This window comes from Paenibacillus sp. FSL H7-0357, from assembly GCF_000758525.1.
GTDB lineage: Bacteria > Bacillota > Bacilli > Paenibacillales > Paenibacillaceae > Paenibacillus_AQ.
This window is the reverse complement of record NZ_CP009241.1, coordinates 1695378-1712813: the sequence shown is the minus strand read 5'-3', so window position 1 is coordinate 1712813 and position 17436 is coordinate 1695378. Positions and strand designations below refer to the sequence as shown.

At 44.4% G+C, this 17436-nt stretch carries 15 protein-coding genes and 4 pseudogenes; 7 read left to right on the top strand and 12 right to left on the bottom strand.

The window, feature by feature from the left end:
* Positions 1–80 precede the first annotated feature (80 nt).
* Positions 81–2573 carry a GH39 family glycosyl hydrolase gene (locus H70357_RS07655; protein ID WP_038587532.1) on the top strand — a complete coding sequence of 831 codons (2493 nt, stop codon included), beginning with the start codon at positions 81–83 and terminating at the stop codon, positions 2571–2573.
* Positions 2574–3492: 919 nt separating this feature from the next.
* On the opposite strand, the pseudogene H70357_RS35035 reads toward H70357_RS07655, so the two are convergent.
* A pseudogene (locus tag H70357_RS35035) lies at positions 3493–3666 on the bottom strand (sigma factor-like helix-turn-helix DNA-binding protein); the annotation flags it as partial.
* Between the two features lie 52 nt (positions 3667–3718).
* Positions 3719–4768, bottom strand: coding sequence for an NAD(P)-dependent alcohol dehydrogenase (locus H70357_RS07650; RefSeq protein ID WP_038587529.1), 1050 nt, complete (start codon positions 4766–4768; stop codon positions 3719–3721).
* Between the two features lie 120 nt (positions 4769–4888).
* Here H70357_RS07650 and H70357_RS07645 point away from each other — a divergent pair, with 120 nt between their 5' ends.
* Positions 4889–5305 (top strand): MerR family transcriptional regulator, encoded by a 417-nt coding sequence (locus H70357_RS07645; RefSeq protein WP_038587526.1) that lies wholly within the window; start codon positions 4889–4891, stop codon positions 5303–5305.
* 48 nt (positions 5306–5353) lie between these two features.
* Here the strand turns inward: H70357_RS07645 and H70357_RS36530 are convergent.
* Positions 5354–5437: pseudogene (locus H70357_RS36530) on the bottom strand (sigma factor-like helix-turn-helix DNA-binding protein); the annotation flags it as partial.
* 467 nt (positions 5438–5904) lie between these two features.
* Here H70357_RS36530 and H70357_RS07640 point away from each other — a divergent pair.
* From H70357_RS07640 to H70357_RS37075, 4 genes are all read left to right on the top strand, one after another.
* The gene (locus tag H70357_RS07640) at positions 5905–6600 is read left to right on the top strand and encodes a response regulator transcription factor (RefSeq protein ID WP_038587523.1); all 696 of its coding nucleotides are present in this window, start codon (positions 5905–5907) and stop codon (positions 6598–6600) included.
* Position 6601: 1 nt separating this feature from the next.
* Positions 6602–7657: a HAMP domain-containing sensor histidine kinase gene (locus H70357_RS07635; RefSeq protein ID WP_038587519.1), complete on the top strand. Its 1056-nt coding sequence runs from the start codon at positions 6602–6604 to the stop codon at positions 7655–7657.
* A 219-nt stretch (positions 7658–7876) separates the two neighbouring features.
* Positions 7877–9058: an alpha/beta hydrolase family protein gene (locus H70357_RS07630; protein ID WP_038587516.1), complete on the top strand. Its 1182-nt coding sequence runs from the start codon at positions 7877–7879 to the stop codon at positions 9056–9058.
* 20 nt (positions 9059–9078) lie between these two features.
* Positions 9079–9390 (top strand): ATP-binding cassette domain-containing protein, encoded by a 312-nt coding sequence (locus tag H70357_RS37075; RefSeq protein WP_081965724.1) that lies wholly within the window; start codon positions 9079–9081, stop codon positions 9388–9390.
* Between the two features lie 49 nt (positions 9391–9439).
* On the opposite strand, the gene sigK is transcribed toward H70357_RS37075, so the two are convergent.
* The 9 genes and pseudogenes from sigK to H70357_RS07595 all read right to left on the bottom strand — a co-directional run bounded on the left by sigK (position 9440) and on the right by H70357_RS07595 (position 15009).
* Positions 9440–9970, bottom strand: coding sequence for an RNA polymerase sporulation sigma factor SigK (gene sigK / locus H70357_RS07625; protein ID WP_081965723.1), 531 nt, complete (start codon positions 9968–9970; stop codon positions 9440–9442).
* Between the two features lie 105 nt (positions 9971–10075).
* Positions 10076–10255: pseudogene (locus H70357_RS35750) on the bottom strand (hypothetical protein); the annotation flags it as partial.
* A 4-nt stretch (positions 10256–10259) separates the two neighbouring features.
* Positions 10260–10457, bottom strand: a complete 198-nt coding sequence (locus tag H70357_RS37070; protein ID WP_442950459.1) for a putative ABC transporter permease — start codon at positions 10455–10457, stop codon at positions 10260–10262.
* Between the two features lie 61 nt (positions 10458–10518).
* Positions 10519–10802: pseudogene (locus H70357_RS37065) on the bottom strand (putative ABC transporter permease); the annotation flags it as partial.
* Positions 10803–10870: 68 nt separating this feature from the next.
* Positions 10871–12523, bottom strand: coding sequence for an ABC1 kinase family protein (locus H70357_RS07615; protein ID WP_331281769.1), 1653 nt, complete (start codon positions 12521–12523; stop codon positions 10871–10873).
* Between the two features lie 19 nt (positions 12524–12542).
* Positions 12543–12845, bottom strand: coding sequence for a phasin family protein (locus H70357_RS07610; RefSeq protein ID WP_038587509.1), 303 nt, complete (start codon positions 12843–12845; stop codon positions 12543–12545).
* Between the two features lie 28 nt (positions 12846–12873).
* Positions 12874–13659, bottom strand: coding sequence for a patatin-like phospholipase family protein (locus H70357_RS07605; protein ID WP_038587506.1), 786 nt, complete (start codon positions 13657–13659; stop codon positions 12874–12876).
* A gap of 14 nt (positions 13660–13673) precedes the next feature.
* Positions 13674–14273, bottom strand: coding sequence for a sterol desaturase family protein (locus tag H70357_RS34205; RefSeq protein ID WP_052091886.1), 600 nt, complete (start codon positions 14271–14273; stop codon positions 13674–13676).
* A 58-nt stretch (positions 14274–14331) separates the two neighbouring features.
* On the bottom strand, positions 14332–15009 hold the full coding sequence (locus tag H70357_RS07595; protein WP_038587503.1) for a LexA family transcriptional regulator: 678 nt from the start codon (positions 15007–15009) through the stop codon (positions 14332–14334).
* Positions 15010–15316: 307 nt separating this feature from the next.
* Between H70357_RS07595 and H70357_RS07590 the strand changes: the two genes are divergently transcribed.
* Positions 15317–17398 (top strand): MGDG synthase family glycosyltransferase, encoded by a 2082-nt coding sequence (locus tag H70357_RS07590; protein ID WP_052091884.1) that lies wholly within the window; start codon positions 15317–15319, stop codon positions 17396–17398.
* Positions 17399–17436: the final 38 nt, after the last annotated feature.

Sequence of the window (17436 nt, the reverse complement as noted above, 5' to 3'; positions counted from 1 at the left end):
TTTCGAGCTTTCAGATTAAATAAGTGCCTAATATATTGCCATTGAAGATTAAATAACCACCTATAGAAAGAGGCGATGATATGGAATTCCGACACGAGGTTATTAGTTTCCCCAAACAACTGCCTATTAAATTCTTCCTTCACCGCATCGGGCATGTTAACCGCCACTGGCATCAATCGTTGGAGCTTATAATCAATATCAAAGGAAATGTGCATATAACTGTCAGCAACTTGTCCTATGAGCTTGGACCCGGAGATATTATTCTGATTAATTCTAACGAGGTTCATGAGCTGCATGCGGATAATGCGACAATGATAGCATTACAAATCAAACTTGAATTGCTTAAAGAATCAACTATGGATATTCAGAGAATGTATTATGACTGCAACTCAGCCCGTTCCGGTGACTCAGAGCGATTCAAAAATATTAAGCGGATCGTTGCCCAAATTCTGAAATATAATATAAACTCCAACGAGTATATCGATCTCAAAAATATTTCACTGGTGTATGAGCTGATCTATGAACTATGCTCCAATTTCAGCAGTGACAAGGAGGAAGGCCTCAGCTACTCCCAAGAGAATCTGGATAGGCTGAGCCGAATACTGGATTATGTCAACAGCAAATACAATGATCGAATCTCTTTGCAAAATGTGGCCAAAGCAGAATATTTATCCGTCCCCTATTTATCCAAATACTTCAAAACGAGCATGGGTATATCCTTCAGTGACTACCTGAAGGATATACGCCTGCATCATGCAGTAAATGATCTTACGAATGAGTCGCTGACTATTGACAAGGTGGCGGTACAGAACGGCTTTCCCAATGTCCGATCATTCGTCGTGGCTTTCACTGATAAATACGGGGAAGTTCCGAGTGTATGGAGGAAAAAGCATGCAGGCGAAATTTTGGGAAGCATAGAAGCTACCAAAGAAAAATCCGTGAATTACTATCAGGATGAGCCGCTTTCTTATTATGAGGATATTTCAGCCTTCATAGAGAGCAATCTGGAATCTGCCCCCGTCAATTTGCCTCAGCGGGTGGGCAGCAGTAGAACTTCTTTGATTGAAGTTCCAGTTTCCAACTGCCTGATGGCACTTCACCATCATTTCAAGAACTTTATTGGAGTAAGCCGGGCCAAGGAGGTTCTGCTCGCCGATGTGCAGCAGGCACTGCGCATCGCACAGGAGGAAATTGGTTTCAAATATATAAAAATGCACAGCCTGCTGGATGATGACATGATGGTTTATAGTGAGGACGCAGAGGGAAAAGCAATCTATAATTTTCATTTTATTGATATGGTATTTGATTTCCTGCTCTCCATCCGCCTGAAGCCGCTGGTGCAGTTCTCCTTCATGCCAAAGCTGCTCGCCAGCAATCTGGAGAAAACCGTCTTTTACAATCAAATCAACACCAGTCCTCCGAAGAGCATAGATAAATGGAATCAACTCATCCGGGCGCTGACACTGCATCTAATTCAGCGGTACGGCTTGGGAGAAGTCAAGACATGGCTGTTTTGCGTATGGAATGAACCCAGCTCCTCCAATTTACTGTTTGGCTTCAGCAATGACGACATCTTCAATAAGCTGTACCTTAATACTTATGAAACCGTGAAGCAGATTGATCCTTCCATTCCCTTCGGGGGGCCAGCTGCCTTCTCCACCTATAACAAGAACGAAGACTGGCTGTTTCGGTTTCTGGATTTCTCCAGAGCTGCGGGCTGCACGCCGGACTTCATTACAATCCATTATTACGATATCGATTTATGGGATTATAATGGTCAAGATAACCAGTTGAATCTGAGTCCAGTGAGCCATTCCTTCACTGAATTTATTGACCGGCTGAAGCAGCGACTTGAGGAAGCCAAGTTCGACTCGCTGCCGGTATATCTCACGGAGTGGAATTCGACAGTCTCCCATAAAGACCTGATGAGTGATACCTGCTTCAAATCGGCTTATATCATTAAGAATCTCACCGAGAACTATGACCGTCTGGATGCTTTTGGGTATTGGCTGTTAACCGATCTGCATGAAGAAAATCTCCTTCCGCAGCAGTTGTTCCACGGAGGGCTTGGCCTCTTCACCTATAACAATATTAAAAAACCGTCTTATCATGCTTTCTTCCTCCTTAACAAACTGGGGGATGAGTTGATTGCGCGCGGCGATGGATATTTCATTACCAAATCACGAACCGGCTTTCAGATTTTGCTGCATAATTATCATCATTATGATGAGGTCTACGCTCAAGGAGTTTCTATAAGTATCTCTTATCACGAACGGTACTCTCATTTCCCGATAAAATCACGAAAGGAGTTTAATTTTGAATTATCGCCGGTTAATGGCAACTATGACTTTGTGCAGCATATCGTGAATCAGCAGTTCGGAAGCGCATTTGACAATGAGAACAGTTTTGGTGCAGCCGCGGGGCATTCTGTTGAAGAAATTAATTATCTGCGCAGCATATCCGTACCTAAACTCAGCAAAAAGTGTGTTACCGCATCAGGTTCTCTCCCGATACAAGTCATCCTGGAGCCATTCGAAATTTGCCTCATAGAACTCATAGAACGATCTGAGTAGATATCCTATGATGAATCAACACTAGTCAATCTAAATGGAAAAGCGATAGAAACTGCATCTCAGTTATGTATTTCTCATTTCTCCAACTAGTAAACTTATGTATTTTTTTTGTAGATCTACCTTAAACTCAGCCAGACATGTACAATCAGACCTCTCACCTCTTCTGCCAACCCACTGTCGAATACCTTGTTGGTGGGATTAATCTCATGCTCTAATTTACTGGCCATTGCCAGGCGAGCAAATGGTAATGAGCGGCCTGTGCCAGTCTTTTACTTGCTAATGGAATCAGCATGAAAGAAATCCAGAAATGGCTGGGACACAGCAACTATTCTACACCGGCTGACACTTATTCTCGTTTGAATACAGCTCGAATGTATCTTCAGCATCAACAATGAACGGTATTCTGATATTTTTAATTAAAAAGATCGCACTGCCCTCAATACTACATGAGAGTCATGCGATCCTCGTTCTCTCCTCCGGAAAAAGGAAAGAACTGCAGGAGAGAACTCAATAAAAAGTTCTCTCCTACACTATTTCAAAAACCAAGGTTTTTCGAAAAAAAACCTTATAAATCAAGCATACTGAGGCAGGGGTCGAACACGTACGCTACTCACGTAACGCAGAATTTTAAGTTCTGTGCGTCTGCCAATCGTAATTCATCCAAATACACTGATGAATGCCGCTCGACCTATTTCACCACTAACCGGAACAATCCTTGTCCCTACTCTCCATCCGGGAACTCAACAATGCACTTCGTCCACATTTCCACATGGTTCAGCTCCTTCTAATAACATTTTTCCTTTAATCCCTATTTCACAGAAGTAGCCTACAAAAAAGACAAAGCAACTCATCCGCAGACAAGTCGCTTTCTTACGCTATATTATTACCGGATACTTTTTTGAAGTTATCATTTTCAAGCTCACCGCTTCGCCTTATAAAACTCATGATACAGCTTCATCAACGCCCTTTTTTCAATTCTTGAAACGTAGCTGCGCGAGATGCCGAGGTTGCGGTAGATTTTGCTCTTTTCGATTTTAAGATCTACTTCTTTAATGACATCATCGGTCTCGGAGCCAAGGATATCTATAAGAGTATGAATTTTTTGGAATTATGGACACGATACAATGTCAAAAATAGGACAATCCTTATTCATTCCCCATCGTACTGATATCGATTACAAACCGGTAACGGACATCTGAAGCGAGTACACGCTCCCAGGCTTCATCAATCCGGTCGGCAGAAATAACCTCGATCTCAGATGCAATATTGTGTTCAGCACAGAAATTAAGCATTTCCTGCGTTTCACGGATTCCGCCAATCATTGACCCGGCAAACGAGCGGCGGTGGCCGATCAGCGAGAATACGTTAACTGCCAATGGATCAGCGGGTGCACCGACATTGACTAATGTACCATCCAGCGCCAGAAGCGAAAGATAGGCATCAATATTAATCTGCGCACTTACTGTATTTACGATCAGGTCGAACGAACCGGCAAGCTGCTTAAATGTCTCCGGATCGCTAGTCGCATAATAATGGTCCGCCCCTAATTGCAGACCGTCTTCCTTCTTTTTCAGTGACTGTGATAAAACAGTAACCTCAGCCCCCATGGCATGAGCGATCTTCACAGCCATGTGTCCAAGTCCGCCAAGACCCACCACAGCTACTTTTTTGCCCGGAGCGGCCCCCCAATGGCGCAGCGGTGAATAGGTTGTGATTCCGGCACACAAAAGTGGTGCAGCAGCATCAAGCGGAATAGCATCAGGAATCCGGACCACGAAGTCTTCTGTTACAACAATGTGAGTGGAATACCCGCCCTGGGTATAGTGCCCGTACCGGTCGATAGCTCCATAGGTGCCTGTACTTCCATTAAGGCAATATTGCTCCTCACCTTTATGGCAATTGCTGCACTCTCCGCAGGAGTCAACCAAGCACCCTACCCCTACCCGGTCACCTACTGAATACTTTGTGACTTCGGAACCGACCTGGCTAACAATTCCGGCGATCTCATGCCCTGGAACGAGTGGATAGGTGACCGGCCCCCACTCCCCGCGGGCTGTATGAATGTCCGAGTGGCAGATCCCAGCGTACTTAATCTCAATAAGAACATCGTGCGGCTGAAGATTCCGGCGCTCAATGGTGGTTAGCTTGAACGGACCTTCCTGGCTGAATGTAGCGCGTGCATTAACTTTTATCATAGTGTAACCTCTCTTCTAGTTAATATTAAAATCTGTAACACCGGCTTTACAAAACATATGTTATTACTTAAAGTTAACTCTAAGTCAAGCAAAAAATACAATTGAGACTGGAGATACATGATGAAGACATACTCCATAAGTGAAGTTGCAGAACACTTTAACATGACACCACATACCCTGCGTTACTATGACAAGGAAGGTCTTATGCCCTTTATAGAAAGGACCTCCAGCGGGAAACGCGTTTTCAAGGAATCGGATATGGACGCTTTAAAAGTCATTGAATGCTTGAAGTCATCCGGGATGCCGATTAAGGAAATTAAACATTTTATTGAGTGGTGCTCTGAGGGGGATTCCACCTTGCAGCAAAGATATGACATGTTCCTGGAGCGGAAAGCTTCCGTAGAAGCACAGATGGAAGAATTAAAAAAAACGATGGAAGTCATAGAACATAAATGTTTATATTACAAGACCGCCTTGGATAGCGGTACGGAAGATGTTCATAAAAACAATAAAATAAAAAGTTCATCCGCTCATTAGAAATGGACTTTCAAATTCGTAAGCTTCTTGATTGAGGCCGCCATCTTTTCACCGCTTCGCCTTATAAAACTCATGATACAGCTTCATCAGCGCCCTTTTCTCTATTCTTGAAACGTAGCTGCGGCTGATTCCACTATCAATAAAATTAAAGATAGCGAAGATATTTCATTAAGAGCATTAACAAAGTTTATTTCCCCTAGTGATTTTGTGCTGATTGGTACTTTAAAGAGACAGGTTTACGAAGTGGAGAATTGCATCAACAAGATTAAGAATTTATTATTTATATCAGATCCGTTTGCGTAATTCTGATCATCAATTGTTTAAAGATAAAGGGCAGACCAGCTTGTTGAATCCAGAATTCCCCAAGGCGTTGCTCAAGCTCTTATTCCAGCGTATCCGGAACTGGAGAGGCGCTTTGAGCGCGACTTTTTTTGAAATATAAGCGTTATATGTTTCACACGATAACTTATCCTTCTATTTCTCGCTGAAACGGTACCGTCCTTAAAAAGGACGGCAAAGCCGTTTCCACTTGTCAATTCGAGTCATGCGGCTCTTGTGTTATAAATGCAGTCCATTTAAAGAGGTTGGGAGGTATAAAGATGCCAAAAACGATATTAGTTGTAGACGACGATGAAGAAATCGTAAAACTCATCACAAAGAGTTTAAGGTACGAGCAATTTGCAATAATTTCGGCATGTTCCGGGGAAGAAGCCTTATCTGCATTGGAAGAAAACCACATTGATTTCATCGTTCTTGATATAGTGATGCCCGATATGGATGGACATGATGTCTGCAGAAGTATCCGGAAATCTTATAATGTTCCAATTCTTTTTTTAAGTGCGCGTGATAAGGACATTGATAAAATCGTCGGGCTCGAAATAGGAGCAGACGATTACATGACCAAACCTTTCAGTATTCAGGAGCTTGCCTCCAGGATAAAGGCCCACTTCAGAAAAGTGGACAGGCTGTTTAAAGAGTGGGATGAACTTAGTACCAGTAACGAAAAGGCGGATGCTCCGCTCATTTTGAACGATAAGACGTTTGAAGCATTCCTGCATAGCAGGAAGCTCGACTTATCAACGAAGGAATTTCAAATTTTGTCTATTCTTATGCGTCACCCCAATTATGTATTGACTCGTGAGCAGATATATGAAAACGTCTGGGGAGACGAATACGGAGAAATAAATACCGTAACGGTCCATATAAAAAATATCCGTAAGAAACTTGGTCCTGATTATGACTTTATTAAAACCATATGGGGCATAGGATATAAATACACGGGAAGAGAGCAATAGTATGAAACTGAAAATAAAACTTCCCCTCTTATTCCTGCTGATGCTTATAATTTTTATGTTTTCAATTGGAATGTACCTGAAGCTTGTCTTTGCAGTATATTCCCCTATACGCAGTTCATTGCTGGACTCGCGATATATAGCATTGCTCCTGCCCATATTTGCCATTGCCTTTTTCATATTTATTATTCTGATTATCTATATTCATTTTTGCATAGAGAAACCCATTCAGCTTCTGAATACCAGGCTGGAAGAAGTAAATATTGTACATCCAATGCCTCCGCTAGCTTTGAGGAGTAATGACGAGATCGGAGAACTTTATAAGCACTTCAATAAGATGGAGCATAGGCTTCAACTCGCCCACAGAGAGCAAACCGATATGATTGCCGCAATCGCCCACGATTTGAAAACACCCCTGACATCTATTAACGGTTTTACTGAACTGCTGGCTGCACACAAGGACTTACCAGAAACTGAAAAGCAGGAATATTATGAATTGATTCAAAGGAAGTCAGAATATATGGTCGAACTCATCAATGATTTCTCCAGCTTCACCAAAGAAAAACTGGAGTTGGAATCCATGGTAGCTAAACCTGTAAAAGCATCAAAATTATTTGAAAAAATTGCCTTTGAATATGAGTACGAGCTGGCGGGACTTGACAACGAGCTTACTTGCCGCCATTCATTCACGGAAAATATATTGCTAATGGTCAATGAACCGATGATCCGTCGGGTTTTCGGCAACCTCTTTAGCAATGCTGTAAGATATGGAGGGAAGAATAAACTGAAAGTGTATATGACCGGATACCCGCTAGGACATTATGCCTATTTCCAAATCGAGGATAATGGAATTGGAGTGCCGGATAAGGATATTTCTTCTCTGTTCCTCAAATTTTTCACTGTGGATAAATCGCGGCAAATCCAAAAGGGCGGGCTGGGGCTGGGTCTTGCAAGCTGTAAATCCATTATTGAACATCACGGGGGCGAAATTGCTGCCTACCCTTCCGAATATGGCGGTTTGGGGATAAGATTCAGCCTTCCCCGGGCGGCACAACGCTGACTTTATTTTTGCACATCTTCTTTTACAACAAAGTTAAAGGCTGCTGCCAGGTGTGAACACCCAGGCAGCAGCCTCTTTTGTTTTTTAGCGGTTTATAGTTTTTTATATTCTCTTTATAAACATTTATTTTTCTTTTAAAGAAGCTTTATCTTTGTGTTGTAAAAATTAATTGTAGTAAAAAAACTACAATCACTAGAACTGGAAAAGGAGGATGTTGCAATGTCAATTGAGTTCAGCCGTTGGCCCAGTAACTACATGATGTCATACCAAGTCACCAAAGCTTTGGGTATGGCAAGCCTCGGTGCTACGGATGTCACCGAGATCTACGAGGCCTGCAAAAAAATCGACCCCGATGACAAGGATACGTGGCACAGGGAATGGCTCATAACCGCCCAGGCATTGGAAAGACACGGCAAGGAGGCCGAAACGGCTGGAAACTGGTATACAGCACGAAACTGCTACATTCGCGCCTGCAATTACTACAGAATCGCAGAGTATGCGGTGATGGATGATGACATCGAGAAAATCCGTATCTTTAAGAAGGTAAATGAACTCTTCGAAGCTGCCGGAAAGTACTTCGATGTCCGCCCGGAGAAGATCCAAGTCGATTACGAGGATGTCAAGCTGGAGGGGTACTTCTTCTCCCCTTCCTGGATAAAAGGTCCAAAGCCGACCCTTTTTGCTCTTAACGGTGGCGACGAGTGGTCAATTGAAAATTATTTCTGGCTAGGTCCCGCCTTCATTTCGTGTGGATATAACTTTCTGGTCTATGACCAGCCTGGCACCGGCCTCTCGCTGTACGAAAAGGGAAAGGGGAGACGGGCGGACAGTGAGGCTTTCCATTCCCGGGCAATCGACTTTCTTCTAACCCGGCCGGAAGTCGATCCCGATAAGATTATCGTGCACGGGGAGAGTTTTGCGGCTTACGACTCGCTGCGATTCGCTTCGTTCGATCACAGGATTGCTGCCGTCATCTCCGACGGCGGTACGCACGCCTTCGACTGGGATGCCATGCTTAAATGGATGCCGCCGAGTCTGGCCGCACACGGCATGAGAATTCTGGGGGCAAAAAGCTTGGAGGATTTTGCGGGGAATCCGCGTTTTGCCTATAATCTTGAGGGCGTGCTCCACCAGATAGAATGTCCGCTTCTTGTAATGCACGGGGCGGAAGAGATATTGGTTCAGCCAAATCCGCTGACACAAGCCTTGAAGAATTACGAGCAAGCGGGTTTGAAAAACAAGACGTTCTACCCGATAGAGGATAGACGACTTGGCGGATTAGAACACTGTCAGGTAGACAACATCAACGTGCTGCATGAGGTAGTGCTGAATTGGCTCTGCTCAATTGGGCTTGGGCCAGCCTCGCCCCGCTTAAGCGATTGCCAGGACATCATAAAGTAGATTTATTGAAAGATTTCTGATTGAGCTTGTTCAGGAGTGGCGTACTTAGAATCCTGAATAAGCTCTCTCTTTATGGAGGAGTTGAAATTGGATTTTCGGGACTGAATGGCGCTGGAAAGACAACGACCATAAAGATGCTCTTGGCGATGCTCAAGCCAACCTCCGTGTACCTCTTCCGACTTCCTTCAGATTCCACCTCACGATGGACAACCTTGTCCTTGGCTAATGTTAGGCGCTCACCAGCCTCCGTTCGGGACTTTCACCCTAGAGATGACGCCCATGCTGGGCGTACTAACAAAAAAGCAACTTCCCTGTTGGCAAGTCGCTTTTAAAATGTTCTATTGTTAATCGCTACTTATTACTTAAATTATCATCCAGACCTCACCGCTTCGCCTTATAAAACTCATGATACAGCTTCATCAACGCCCGCTTTTCTATCCGCGACACATAACTGCGACTAATGCCGAGATCCTTGGCGATCTCCCGCTGCGTCCGTTCTTCACCGCCTGTGTCGAGGCCAAAACGTCCGACAACTACTTCCTTCTCCCTCTCGTCCAAAATGTCGAGGTTGCGGTAAATCTTGCTCTTTTCGATTTTAAGATCGACCTCTTTAATAACATCGTCAGCTTCGGAACCGAGGATATCAATCAGCGTAATCTCATTGCCCTCTTTATCCGTCCCAATAGGATCATGTAACGACACGTCTTTACGTGTTTTCTTGAGCGAACGTAGGTGCATCAAAATTTCGTTTTCTATACAACGAGCAGCAAAGGTCGCGAGCTTCGTACCCTTGTTGGGCCGGTAGCTTTCGATGGCCTTGATCAGTCCGATCGTGCCGATGGAAATCAGATCCTCCATATCCTCGCCGGTGTTATCGAATTTTTTGAGGTTGTGGACACGATCCGATGTCATTTTAGATACTTTATCTCAAACCCCAACGAAACATCCGACTTTGGATTAAGTGAGCTTATATATGAAGCTTCCACAAAGCATAAAAGTGTAAAAAAGCAGGCCTCCTCAGAAACCAGCAAAAATAGTTGGAACTTCCTTAGCGGCGAGGCTCTTCATTTCCACTACAGACAGCATAGAAATCTGGCTGCGCGCCGGGAGGATGGAAGAAGCTCTCAATCTGAATCCCTCCAGGCCAAGCCCCTGCAGCAGTTGAAACACAGAGGCGTCACCAGCCAATTCATCGCAGCTCTTAAAGGTCTCTCAAAGCAGGTACTACCCTTTCCTGAAAGCTTAGAGCGTCAAATATGAAATACACCTGTACACACCACGCCGCTGTCATAATCATTCGCTCCGGAGCCAAAGCGAGCATCCGCGATACAGCGGGATGCAGGAATTCCGTCAGTAGACATGCAATAAATCCCCACAGCAATGAGTATTCCACACACATATCCTCCAAGATTCCATTGATTTCCACTGTAGTCCCACCATTTTCGTTGTAAGACCTTATCTAAGATCAGACCTGTGACATATTCCAGCCACGTAACCAGTAAAGCCGAAACGCAGATCAGAGCCATCATGCGAATAAACGGATCTTCGATCCTTGCCTCCGTCCCTTTCGCGACATAAAGGATCAGCAATACTCCGAACCCATAAATCGGGCAAAACAACCAAACATAAATCCTCTATTTACAAACTTCTGCTGTCTCACACTCGCATATACCGTCTCAAGAAGCCAGCCGCCCAAAGTATAGACGGCAAAAAATAGAAGCACTGTGGAGAATTCTGTGCTCATCTGCCCCACTCCCATTTGTAAATGAATTCGAATTACACAAAAGACCAAAAAACTAATGTCAAAGTGACTTAGAAGCGACCGGAGCGAAAGATAGCATACAGCAGCCAGGCGAACATCAACAGCGAGATCACGATTCCGATTTCCAGCATCGGAAGCCTCCAGAGTATCGTTTGCGCCCCGCTGATGGAAGAGCCTATAATCAGGCCAAGCAGCACCAGGCTAAGTGCAAGCAGCACAATACTGAAGGACATCTGATTGCTTATCCGGTCCAGTTTCTTCACCAGTTGCTCAAGCTGTGGAGAAACTACCTCCACTTGCATCTTTCCCTTGTTCAGCATTGCGGTTAAGCGTTTCATAGTTACAGGCAGTTCACTCATAATCTGCAGGTATTCCGGGGCATCTTCGAACGTATTTTTCAGAAAGCTCCATGGGTTTAGGCGTTCCAGATACAACCTTCTCCCAATCGGTTCTGCGACATTTAACATACTGAAATCCGGATCAAGCTCAGCAACAACACCTTCTGTAGTGAGAATGGATTTACCAACCATGGTCAACTCGGAAGGAACACGAATCCCATGCTTATACGCCACACCAAATAAATCATTAAGCATATCTCCCAAGCGCACTTCTTTAAGAGGCACATCGTAGTATTTAGTGCGCATCTCCTCTACATCCATATACAGCTTTTTCCGGTCCACTTCCTCAGGGATCATGCCCAGATGCTCAATGGCGCGCATCACTCCCTTGGAGCTTCTGTTCCGTAAAGCAATAATAAAGGTAGCAAAATGTTTTTGTGTATGTGCGGATAACCTTCCCACCATCCCGAAATCCAAAAGCGCAATCTCTTCCCCCGGGAGAACCAGAATATTTCCGGGATGGGGATCGGCATGAAACACACCGTCAACGAGTATTTGCTGAAAAATAGTACCTGCAATCCGTTCAGCCACTACACTTGTCCGTATGCCCTGCTCCTTGAGCTGCTCTATATTCGATAGGCGTATACCTTGGATAAATTCCATGGTTAATACCCTTTGGCTGGAATAAGGCCGGTAAACGGCCGGAATGCGTACATAATTCATTTCGTCCGCCGCACGGGCAAAGCGTTCCAGATGAGCCGCCTCCTGCCTGTAATCAAGTTCAGCAAGCAGACACTGACTCAGTTCCTCCACCACCTCGGTCAGGCTGTAGCTGGCCGACCAGTTCCCCCGGCGATCTGCCAGCCGCGCCAGACCTGCCAAAATATCCAGATCTGTTTCGACGAGTGTGGAAAGCTGTGGCCGCTGAATTTTAACCGCCACTTCCTTGCCATCAGCCAAAACAGCGCGATGAACCTGTCCGATCGAGGCGGAAGCTATCGGTAATGACTCAAACGTTCGAAAGAGCTGTGAAATAGGGGCCCCTAATTCTTCTTCAATCACTCTGGATACGTCGGCAAACGGAAACGGAGGTACTGCATCCTGAAGCTTGACCAACTCCTTCAAAACAGGCTGTGGAACTAGATCCGGGCGGGTGCTTGCCAGCTGTCCCAGTTTAATGAACGTAGTGCCCAGTTCTTCCAGCAACAAGCGAATATGCTTGCCCGCGCTGGGCCAATCCATTGCACTATTTGCGGTAACAGCGGCCTCTCCGCTGTTGCTATAGACCATAAATCCGAATCCGCTGCGGACAAGAGCAGAAGTGATCGCCCGGTAACGCTGCAATTGTCTGAACTTTTTTTGCACCCCCAATCCGGCACCTCCGTTAGTTGTGTAGATCTTTATTTTGCTCAAGTGCAAGCACACGAAGCTTTAGCTGCTCAAGCTCCTCCAAGACTGTCAGGTTATGTTCCGACAATATCGCCTGAACCCGTTCGGTAATCCGCGCTTCCATCCGGTGCTCTTCTTCTTCCTTGCGGTGGATAAGCTTATCTGCAAGTGAGCGGGCTTCCAGACGTCCCACCTCTCCTTTTTTGACCAATTCACCCACCGTAAGTTCAATTTGTTCCTTTCCTGCAGCCGCCAGGCCAATCCCCAGCATCATCGCTTTTTCCAACGTTGTTTTCATTCGTTTCCAGCTCCTTTGATATGATGATTTACTTTGCCATTTGAATTTGATACTTAAGCTCTTCCATGCTACGTTCTGCAGCCTCCTCTCCCACCTTGATGCATTCCTCTGTCTTAGTAAAGTCAAAGGCTGCGAATGTGCCAACGTCGGGCCGGATCACAAAATCTGCCAGCTTCAGGCTGGCATGCTTGCGCTCCGCCGTCATTAGGCTATACGAGCGGTAAACCACTTCGACCATATTACGCGGCGGCTTGTTCTCATGCTCTCTCGCCACGTCCACGGCAATGACAAAGCAGATATCCTCGCCCAGCGCTTCCTCCACCGGCAAGTTGTTCAGTACCCCGCCATCCACAAGCATCTGATCTTCATCCATCAGCGGTGCAAAAACACCTGGAAATGCGGTAGTGGCTCGGAGGACAGTGCCTAACTCGCCTTTATCCAGCACCACCTGCTTCCCTTTCATCAGATCAACCGCGATTGCTTTGAATTCGATCGGAAATTGTTCGATTCGCAAGTCATGTTTACCGTGTTTTTGCAGCAATTCGTTGATCCTATTATGGACCGCATTGCCGGCAAGCAAGCCGCGGTGGCGAATCCCAACATCGAGCAAACGGTATTTTGGTGTTCTAAGCAGCAACTGTTCAATATCCCTAGCAGAAACACCTGCTGCGTATAAGCCTCCAATTGCCCCACCCATGCTTGTGCCCACGATACGATCTATCCGGATTCCATGTCGCTCAAAAGCTTTCAATACGCCTAAATGCGCCAGCCCCCTGACGGCTCCGCCGCCCAAAACAAGTCCTGTTTTCCCCATAATGCCCTCCACTTCTACCGGGTTTTCTTTACCTCAGGATGATTAATATGCTCATTGCTGTGCGCAAACGCTGTTCCCGTTCCACTGGTACCCAGTAAGTAGTCGATATAAGGCTGCGATACACCAAAATTAATTATCCCATTCTCTTCGTGATGCCACAAATGCCTGTCTTTCATTCTTCTTCCCCAAGCTGTTCCCGGGGTAATTGGACGATGCGCCACAAAATGCCACCATTGGGCATAAAAATTGTACAACAGGATTCCGGTAAGCATTGCTGTGCTTATGGATAAATCATTTACCACCAGCCAAAGCAAGATCGTAAGAATAAGGCAGTAAATCGATCCAACCCTGTTTGAAAAAAACAAGTGCTGGATATCCTCCGAATCATGATGATGCTTAAGATGTGCATTCTTAAACACCGCTAATGCGTAATGATGATGCACATAGCGGTGAGCGAAATATTCAAAAACAGTAAACAAGAAAATCCCGAGAATTAATCCTGCAAAGGTTCTTATCCAATCGAAGTAGATAAAAGAAAGGGCTATTCCTAGAAAACTCATATTGACATTGAAACGGACAGCAGGCTGGTAATAAAACTCCTCATAGTGGTTCACAGTCAATTCCCCTTTAAAAACTTAAAAGACCCAAAAACTCCGAAAAGCAGAAGCTTTGTCAAGCTAAAGCTTCGTGCAGCATATCTGACAATAGTCGTCTGTCCTGACTTGACAGCTGGTCCATAATGCGGAGAAATTCCGATACCAGTTCTGTAAATTCGTTCCCAAGCTCGTCATTGATGGTCTGAATAATGGTGCCGAGAACCGTCCCCACAAACATCAGAGTTCCATTCTCGCTGTTCGGTGTTTTACTGACCACCAAACGAATCAACGTTTCAGTTTTGCCGCCAAGCTTCTTTACATAGACAAGCAACAGTCCGAGAATATAGCCGCAAAACTCAATGCTGGATGCCTTGGAAGGAATTTCGTTCATCATATTACGGATCAGGTCATTAACATTGCCGTTCTTTACACTTTTCAGCAGATTGCGGATATGGACCACCGTCTGCTCCCAGTCCGCCAGATTAAAGGAATCGCTTCGGTTTTGCTTGAACAGATCAGACGCCTTGACTGTGGGAGAAAATACTACCTGTGAACGTCCAGTTTCCTTTGAATTCACTTCATAGCTACGAGTCACAAACCCGAGTTTTTCTATTTCCTTCAGCATGTCATAGGCAGTCCATTTACTGACTCCCAATGAACGGGCCAGCGTCTCATAGTGAATAGGCAAGCTGGTGCGTTGATACAATTCAACCAGTTGCCCCAACAGTTGTAACCGTCGTCTCGTAAGTGGCATGAATACACCTCAAAAGTTTTTTTGTTTTTTGGTTTTTTGTGTGTTTTAATATTACCACTCACTTCCTTCGCTCGTCAATCTGAGACTAAGGTATAATTGTGTTTTTTGGTTTTTTGTGTTTAAATGGTACTGCCTTTGAATTTAGCATGCTACCTTGTCTCAACGTTGTAAGTAAGAGGAGTATAGTTTGTTTTTGGGTCTTTTGGGCTTTTTTAAAAAAATGGATAGCTAAGATGCAAAAAGACACGGGATGTGCCCCCTACTAATGGCTGTGCTGTGTGTTCTAATAATTTTAAGGAGTGAAAAAATGAAAATCATTTTGTTTTATTCTTCCATCGGTCAGGGACATATAAGTACAGCACGCTCTATTGAAAAAGAAATTCGCAAGCAAAATTCGGAAGCTATCATACTACAAAAGGATATCCGCGAATTTATGGCACCTGTCGAAAGAATACTCGACGAAAAACTTTACTGGTTTGTTGTCAAAAACTTACCAACTCTATTTGATAGCTTGTTTCAAGCAAGGCAGGAACAAGGGAATAGCGTCGGATCATTATCAAGTTTGCGAAATGATTATTCAGAACAAAAAGTACATGAGTATCTGTTAGCAGAGAATCCTGATTCAATTCTGACTACACATTACGGAGCTGCACAAGTATTGGGAAATCTCAGAGAGAAGGGGTTCATCCCGGGTATTAAGATTGGTTGGTTACATACCGATTATTTTGAGGGATACTTCCCCCGAATATCAAAACGGATTGATCGAACTTTCTTGGCCCACCCTTCGCTGGAGACTCGTTGGCTGAGTGCCGGAGTGTTCCCGGATTTGGTTGAAACCTCGGGTATGCCTGTGGACATTCCATTGAACAAAATGGATATTTCAAAAGAATGTTTAAAACATATTGGGTTTTCCCCATATGTAACAACAATTACAATAGCCAGTGGTAAAGAAGGGATCGGCGACTTTCCCAGTATTGTACTGAGCCTAGCAAATGCAATACAAGAACATTTTCAAATAATCGCAGTATGTGGACGTAACAAAAAACAATTCAAGGCTCTACAAAGAATTCAACGTACCCTTCCAAAAAATATTAAGCTGGAAATCTCGGGCTTCATTCCTCATAGTGATCTGATTTCTTTCATTCAAGCTTCCGATCTATTCATCACTAAAGCCGGGGGATTGTCTCCGACAGAGGCTTTTCTATTGGGAAAACCGACTGTTTTGCTGAGTGTGATAAGCGGACATGAAAGAGAGAATGCAGAGTTATTCTCGAAGCTGGGACTTGCCGAGTTGAATATAGCTGTTAAAGATATAGGAAGTCTGGTGCAAAAGCTTCTGTCAGATCATGATAAGCAAAATACCATGTTAGCGGCACAGCAAAAATTTCGGGAAAACAAAGATATTAGTAAAATAACATACTTCCTTCTTGATCCCGAAGTTAAGGCTCGGTGTACGCCGCCAACATTTGGATTGGAAAATGGTCACTCCGCAAGCAATGTTTATAATGCTCTTGCGAAGCTTGAAATCGATGCGCAAGCCGATATGGAAATATTGCTCTCCTATTCGACTTCAAAAAATGACGAGCGGATCGCTAGGGAAAATCCATTCGGTCACATTGCAATTCGCATTGGGGATACTGTGTACAGTTCGAATCACAAGGCGTACCCGGAAAAAGAGTCTTTACTCCAGCACTTGAGTTTAGCGACCTACTTATTTGGCGTTCTTCCTCCTTCTTGCCATCAAGAGCACACAAGCACTTATGGAATGGCATATGCACGGGATACTCTAGGTTTTCGAATCAAGGGGATTTCGGAGGAATCACTTCAAAGCATGCACGATGAAGCAGCAAAAATTGAAGAAGAGTTTCGTTTGGGGATTTGTAAATATGATGTTTATGAATACAATTGTGCAGATTTCGTTGTCCGTATTCTTCAGAAAAGTGGTTATAATATTAAACCAATAAATGGCATAGGTTCAATAATTACCATGCCACTGGACGTCTTCGAAAAAGTACGTACAGCTTTCGAAGGAGACCCTTTATTTATCACGGAATTGATTGCTTATAGACGATTGCCAGGCTCTCATGCTGCCTATCGTTTCTCGCATTTCCCTCTTTCCACGGGTCAACCAGGCAGAGCATTGGCGCAAGTTTTATTCAATTCTTCTCCCAATAAGCTCGAATTAATGACTAGTAAGCAACTTACCAGTTCTATTGGAGATGACCGAATATATTTTGAAAACTTAAGTGGCAGTTTGTCGAAATCTACGTTTGACGGTTTTGGCCGTTCTCGAAGTAACTTAAATAGAATAGATAGAATTCTTTTTAAAGATGCAAAGCGGTTGCACTTGAGTTTTATCAAGTCATTGAGAATTTTCCATTCCCATTGAGCTTGCAGTAGCTATGTAAAAATATCTTAGGGTGTGAT

Coding starts and splice junctions, on each gene's coding strand:
- H70357_RS07655 (WP_038587532.1), top strand. CDS start 81: ATGGAATTCCGACACGAGGTTATTAGTTTCCCCAAACAACTGCCTATT.
- H70357_RS07650 (WP_038587529.1), bottom strand. CDS start 4,768: ATGATAAAAGTTAATGCACGCGCTACATTCAGCCAGGAAGGTCCGTTC.
- H70357_RS07645 (WP_038587526.1), top strand. CDS start 4,889: ATGAAGACATACTCCATAAGTGAAGTTGCAGAACACTTTAACATGACA.
- H70357_RS07640 (WP_038587523.1), top strand. CDS start 5,905: ATGCCAAAAACGATATTAGTTGTAGACGACGATGAAGAAATCGTAAAA.
- H70357_RS07635 (WP_038587519.1), top strand. CDS start 6,602: ATGAAACTGAAAATAAAACTTCCCCTCTTATTCCTGCTGATGCTTATA.
- H70357_RS07630 (WP_038587516.1), top strand. CDS start 7,877: ATGTCAATTGAGTTCAGCCGTTGGCCCAGTAACTACATGATGTCATAC.
- sigK (WP_081965723.1), bottom strand. CDS start 9,970: ATGACATCGGATCGTGTCCACAACCTCAAAAAATTCGATAACACCGGC.
- H70357_RS37070 (WP_442950459.1), bottom strand. CDS start 10,457: ATGTGTGTGGAATACTCATTGCTGTGGGGATTTATTGCATGTCTACTG.
- H70357_RS07610 (WP_038587509.1), bottom strand. CDS start 12,845: ATGAAAACAACGTTGGAAAAAGCGATGATGCTGGGGATTGGCCTGGCG.
- H70357_RS07605 (WP_038587506.1), bottom strand. CDS start 13,659: ATGGGGAAAACAGGACTTGTTTTGGGCGGCGGAGCCGTCAGGGGGCTG.
- H70357_RS07595 (WP_038587503.1), bottom strand. CDS start 15,009: ATGCCACTTACGAGACGACGGTTACAACTGTTGGGGCAACTGGTTGAA.
- H70357_RS07590 (WP_052091884.1), top strand. CDS start 15,317: ATGAAAATCATTTTGTTTTATTCTTCCATCGGTCAGGGACATATAAGT.